General features: G+C 64.7%; 5 protein-coding genes. 2 read left to right on the top strand and 3 right to left on the bottom strand.

The features are described from left to right. The coding region (locus A2J02_RS10790) for a glutathione peroxidase (protein WP_068049953.1) at positions 1–436 on the top strand (436 nt) is incomplete at its 5' end. 55 nt (positions 437–491) lie between these two features. Next, positions 492–1,193 (top strand): DUF2334 domain-containing protein, encoded by a 702-nt coding sequence (locus tag A2J02_RS10785; protein WP_068049951.1) that lies wholly within the window; start codon positions 492–494, stop codon positions 1,191–1,193. Between the two features lie 211 nt (positions 1,194–1,404). On the opposite strand, the gene glpD is transcribed toward A2J02_RS10785, so the two are convergent. The 3 genes from glpD to A2J02_RS10770 form a co-directional block, all read right to left on the bottom strand. Further along, entirely contained in the window at positions 1,405–3,087 is a 1,683-nt protein-coding gene (gene glpD / locus A2J02_RS10780) for a glycerol-3-phosphate dehydrogenase (protein WP_068049949.1), read from the bottom strand. 50 nt (positions 3,088–3,137) lie between these two features. Next, positions 3,138–4,898: a thiamine pyrophosphate-binding protein gene (locus A2J02_RS10775; RefSeq protein ID WP_068049947.1), complete on the bottom strand. Its 1,761-nt coding sequence runs from the start codon at positions 4,896–4,898 to the stop codon at positions 3,138–3,140. 60 nt (positions 4,899–4,958) lie between these two features. Beyond that, positions 4,959–6,076: iron-containing alcohol dehydrogenase (locus A2J02_RS10770; protein WP_068049946.1), on the bottom strand; the 1,118-nt coding region annotated here is incomplete at its 5' end.

The following is a 6,076-nucleotide window of genomic DNA, read 5'->3' as shown; positions in this document are numbered from 1 at the left end:
AAGAGCGGTCCTCGTGGTCAATGTCGCCTCCAAGTGCGGACTGACCCCGCAGTACGAAAAGCTCGAGAAGCTCGCAAACGAATACTCGGCGCGAGGCCTGTCGGTCGTCGGAGTGCCCTGCAATCAGTTCGGTGGCCAGGAACCCGGCACCGCAGAAGAGATCGAGACCTTTTGCTCCACCACGTACGGCATCACGTTCGCGATGACCGAGAAGGTCGACGTCAACGGTGACAACCAGCACCCGTTGTACGCCGAACTGACCAAGACCGAAGACGCCGACGGCAAGGCCGGAGACGTCCAGTGGAACTTCGAGAAGTTCCTGATCTCGCCCGACGGCGTCGTGACCGATCGTTTCCGTCCGCGCACCGAGCCGGACGCACCCGAGGTGCTCGCAGCGATCGACAAGATCCTGCCGAAGGACACGATGGCCGTTTAGCTTCTGTCTGCATCGACGTCGGGCCTCGTTCACGCTGGTGTGCGAGGCTCGAGTCATGTCTGGACGCCTGATCGTGTCGGTGAGCGGAATCAAGAACGACACCTACGAGCACGCCGCCGAGTTCGCGCGGATCCTCGACGGTCGCGGCGTTCCGTTGTCGCTGCTCGTCGCACCACGGCTGAAAGACAAATACCGCCTCGCAGCCGACGTGCCCACCCAGGAATGGTTGCGGGCGCGACGCGACGGCGGCGACGCGATCGTTCTGCACGGCTACGACCAGGCCGCGACGAAGCGTCGACGATCCGAGTTCTCCTCGCTGCCGCGTCACGAAGCACGACTGCGTCTGATGGCCGCCGACCGCGTCATGGAACAGACGGGCCTGCGCACTCGAATCTTCGCCGCTCCGCGCTGGATCGCCTCACCCGGTGCGGTCGAGGCACTCCCCGACGCGGGATTCCGAATGTTGGCTGCTCTGAACGGTATCCACGATCTCGAGCGTGACGGCATCGTGCGTGCTCGGGTGTGGGGAATCGGCGAAGGATTCAAAGCCGAACCGTGGTGGTTCAAGGCACTGGTAATCGGCGCAGGCCGCACCGCGCGACGTGACGGAGTGGTGCGCCTGGCCATCAGTGCCAAGCAACTCGGACGCCCGGGACCGCGACAGGCAATCCTCGACGCCATCGACCTCTCCCTGCACCACGGAGCCGCGGCCGGCGTATACGAATGGCTGCCGCGCAGCAACTCTCGCGTGGCCTAGCAAGCCGTTCGCTGCCCACCACCCCGCCCGACCCACGCCCGGCTCCACCCCGCCCCGCGTCAATGGACCCTTGCACGCCTCAGACGTATGCAATGTGCCCATTCACGCACACCGACAAGTTGCGTGAATGTGACTCTGCAGCGCTCAGACGTATGCAGTGGTCCATTGACGCGAACGGGGTGGGGGTATAGGGGCCCCGGGGGAGGGTTGGTCAGCTGCTGGTCGTCGAGTACGACGCCTGGGCTTCGAGTTCCGACGCAACGGTATGGCGCGTGCAGGAGGTCAAGCGTTTGACGTACTCCCGATTTTCTCGAAGATCCCGCGCGACGTGGTCGGTGGACCATCCCGCGTGCTGTTCGAGGATTCGCCCCACGGCCTCGGCGGCACCGTCCTGCGCGCCGGGTTCGATGCCGATCATGATGCGCCGATGCAGGATGTCGGCCAGGGTGACTGCGTATTCCTCTCGGATTGCCAGCATCACTTCGGCGGCCAGGAACGCGCCGCGACCGTGTCCGACCACCTCTGCCAGTTCCTGTTCGGTGCGCGTCAACTCGAGCAGTTCGTCCACGCGGCTGCCGTACACGGCTACCAATCGGTCCACGAGATGTTCGGATAGACCCAGATCGTCTGCAGCCGAGCGTAATCCGCGAGCAGGATCAGGGCCTGCACCGGGCAGTGGCGTGGTGCGAGCACAGAACGTCGGCTTCGGGCGCTTCATCTTCCGGTAGACCATCGTCAGCGTCTCCTCGGCCAGCGACAGGTGCGGCGTCAGCTTGCCGCCGACGACCGAGATCAGCCCCTCCAGCTCGTCGTGATCGACGATGTCGTGGCTGCGGGAGATGGCCCGAGTGTCCCCATCGGCTTGGAAGGGGAGGGGCCGAACACCCGCGTACGTCATCACCACCGACTCGCGCGTCAATCCGGCACCGGGGATCAGCTCGTTGGTCTCGGCCAGGATGTAGTCGATCTCGTCCTGCGTTGCCGCCACGGTGTCCAGGTCGCCGTCGAAGCGGTCGTCGGTGGTTCCGATGAGGAAGTGCCCGCGCCACGGAATGACGAGCACGGCGCGGTTGTCCGACCGGGCCTCGTAGTACACCGCGCACGTCGGAGCGCCGGGAAACGGCCCGACGACGGCGTGAGTTCCCTTGGTACCGCCGATCAATCGCGGCATCGAGGGTGCGGAGCCGACCAGGATGTCATCGACCCACGGACCGGCTGCGTTGACGATGACCGTGGCCCGAACCGCGGCCGATCGTCCGGTCGTGACGTCGAGGAGCTCGACGCCGGTGACCGTGGATCCCTGTGTGGTCAACGCAATTGCCTGGGTGTGGTTACGCACTGTCGCACCATGACGCGCCGCGTCGAGCACATTCTCGACGACCAATCGCTCGGCGAACTCGACTTGGCCGTCGTAGTAGTGCAGACCACCCGCGAGTGACGAGGTGTCCAGACCGCCGAGTTCGACGGCCATGGCCTTCTTGTTCAATCTGCGGTGTCGAGGCACCGACTTGTTCCAGGACAAGGCGTCGTACATGGCCATGCCGACCCGCATCATCCAACCCGGTTTGTGGTTGTGGCCGTAGAGCGGAACGACGAACGGCAACGGCTTGACCAGATGAGAAGCAATGTCGAACAGTGCTTCCCGGTCGCGCAGTGACTCGTGCACCAATGCGAACTCCATGAATTCGAGGTAGCGAAGTCCGCCGTGCATCAACCTGCTCGACCAACTGGACGTGCCGCCCCCGAAATCTCCCTTGTCGATCAGGAGGGTTCGGGTGCCCTGCAGTGCGGCCTCGCGGGCGATCGCCGCCCCGTTGATGCCCGCACCGATCACGACGAGGTCGTACTCGTGCGCGGCCACCTCGTCGAGATCCAGTCGTGTGGTGTTACTCATGTCTGTCCTTCTCGTCGTTCCGCTCGGTCTGTTGACCTGTTGCTGTGCAGTTACTTTCGGCCCGCAGACTGCTGCCACGGGCGAGCCTGGTAGACCGTTCCCGGGCGTGGATAGAATTTGCCCGACGCCAATCGGCGGGTGTAGCTGTCGATCGGCGTCGCGTCGGGATCGATTCTGATCTCGACGACGGTGGGTCCTTCGGTGCTGAAGGCCTTGTCGAATGCATTGGCCAGCTCGTCGGCCGAGGTGACCAGAATTCCCTGCATTCCCAGACCTGCCGCCGCCGCGGCGTACGAGGTGCTGGCCTTCTCGCTCTCCAGGTCCACGGAGTAGCGCAGGCCTTCGTAGTGCAGGTGCTCCCACATGCGGAGCCATCCCCAGGTTCCGTTGTTGAGGACGACGTGCACGATGTTCATGCCGTGGGCGGCCTGGGTGGCCAATTCGCCTACCGAGTAACTGAATCCGCCGTCGCCCGAGACGGTGACGATGCGCGCTTCGGGGCGGGCTTTCGCGGCACCCATCGACGCCGGGGTCGAGTAACCGAGCCCGCCCTGTCCGCGTGCGAACAGAAAGTTGCGTCCCGGCACCGGGTTCTTCAGGTAGTTCGATATCCAGCCGGCGCTGAAGCTGGCGTCGGAGACGACGATGTCGTGGGGCCGCAGATGCTTGGCCAGTTCGGTCATGGCCCTCGGCGGCATGACCGGGCTCGCCTCACTCAGTCTCAGTGGTTCGGTCGATGCCCATGCGGCGATCTTCGACTCCGCAATTCGCTTCTGCCACTCCGGAACCGACTTGGGTTCCACCAGCGGGACGAGCGCTTCGAGGGTGGCCTTGACATCGCCCAGCAGTCCGGACGAGGGCCCGAAGGTTCGGCCGAGCTGACTGCCGTCGACGTCGACCTGGATGGTCATCTGCTCCGGACGGGGCAGGGTCCAGTTCAGCGACGTGTTCTGTCCCACTTTGGATCCCAACCAGATGATGAGATCAGCCTCGCCGGCCAGTTCGCGCGCGGCCTGTGATCCGAGAGGGTTCAGTACGCCCACCGAGTAGCTTTCGGTTTCGGTGACCGAGCCCTTGCCGGTGAAGCTGGTGCCCACTGCGGCGCCGACGCGAGTGGCGAACTCGGCGAGCTCCGCGGTTGCTCCCGAACCCAGAACGCCGCCACCGGCAATGATGTACGGACGCTGGGCCTTCGCGATCAGAGCTGCGGCGGTGCGCAGTTCGTCGTCGGAGGGCCTGCTTCGGTACGCAGGTGCGGAGTTGAATCTTTCCTCTACCTGGAGATCTGTTTCTTCCCACTCCTCGTCCAGCACATCGTGTGGAATCACCACGGCCGTCGGGCCGGGCTTGCCGGTGGTGGCAGTGCGAAAGGCCGCTCGCACCAGATCGGGGACCGTCTCCAGGTCTGGTGCCAGCCAGGACTGCTTGGTCATGGTCTGCAGGAACGGCATCTGATCGAATCCCTGGGAACCGACTCCACCGTCGCGCAGTGGAACCCAGGACCGTGGGAGTTCGCCGACGATGGCAACGATGGGCACCGAGGCGTTCATGCTCTCGATGAGTCCGTCGGGAAGCTTCGTCGTGCCGGGGCCGACGGTCACGTCCACGATTCCCGGCTTACCGCTCACTCGTGCATAGGCGTCGGCGGCATAGGCCGCGGAACGCTCGTCACGGCACCCGAGGTGGGACATGTCTTTCCTGTTCGACAGACCCTGGTAGAACGCAGCCGTCTGGCCGCCGGGCTGTCCGAACACCTGTGTCACTCCGTGCTTACGCAGAATTTCTGCGACGAGATCGCCACCGTGTGGCATGAGACACGCTCCTTGTTGTCGGGTCGAGAGTTGTTGGTGCGTAGAGGGAATGGTCTTCGGTTAGAGTCCGCCACCGGACTCGGCGGCCCGGTCGAGTACGCGGTCGATGAATTCGTCTGTCCAGCGGCCGGATACGAGCAGCGCGTCGCACAGCGTGAACCGATCTCGCATGAGCGGAAGTGTGCGCATGATCCACCGAACAGTCTCGCGGTCGACTGGCGGTGTCAGCTGCGAGAACCTGGTCGGTGCGCCGATGGCGGCCAGATCGGCAGCGATGTCGGCTGCGGGTCGGAGAAGGGCAACCAACGCGCGGCGGTGGTCGGGCCAGTTCGCCACGAAATCTTCGAGTTCACTGCGCGCGCTCGACCATCTGTCCATCTTGGTCGCCACATTGCGGGCACAGGCGGCTCCGACCCTGCCCGAGGGGTCGATCGATTCCCATGCCCCGATGACCGAGGACTCGAGGTCCGGTATCGGTGCGACCGCGTCGTCGACGTCGATGGCGAGAGCATCGAAGGATTCGATTGCACTCTCCCACAACGCCGCTGACATCACCGCGGCGACACCCACCTGAGTGCCGTGCAGGTCGTGGTCGGTACCTCGGGCCACTGCCGCCATGTCGATCAGGTGGCTGATCAGATGTTCGCAGCCCGACACCACGGCCGTCGTACCGGTGACGCCGATGCCGAGCCCCCCATAGGTGAGGGTATCGAGGAGGGCATCGAGATCGAGTCCCGAAAAGGACGGTGCATCTCGAAGCCGCTCCGCCGCTGCACCGATGACGGCGAGAACGTCGGAGTCGAACTCGGTGTCCATGCCCAGAGTGCACGCCAGATACCAGTCGGCAGGCGCGCACCAGATCGCGGCTGCATCTCCGAATCCCGCTCTGGTCAGCGCGGCCGGTGCGTGGGCGACCACGTCGTGGTCGATGATCAAGGCGACGGGCCAGGCGGTGGGAACCGTGCTCTTGGTGCCGCTGCGGACCAGCACCGACAGTGGATCAGAGAAGCCGTTCACCGACGCACATGTCTGGATCACCACGAGGGGAACGCCATGCCGATGGGAGAGCACCTTGCCGAGGTCCACGATGGTGCCACCGCCGACGGCCACGATGGCTGCACACCCCGCGCTGGCGGCGGTGGAACCGTCCACCGTTGTTTCGTCGAGAACCACCGTCC

Origin of the sequence: Rhodococcus sp. EPR-147 (assembly GCF_001647185.1) — a bacterium.
GTDB lineage: Bacteria > Actinomycetota > Actinomycetes > Mycobacteriales > Mycobacteriaceae > Rhodococcoides.
The sequence above is the reverse complement of the archived record's forward strand: the minus strand, read 5'-3'. Positions and strand labels throughout refer to the sequence as shown.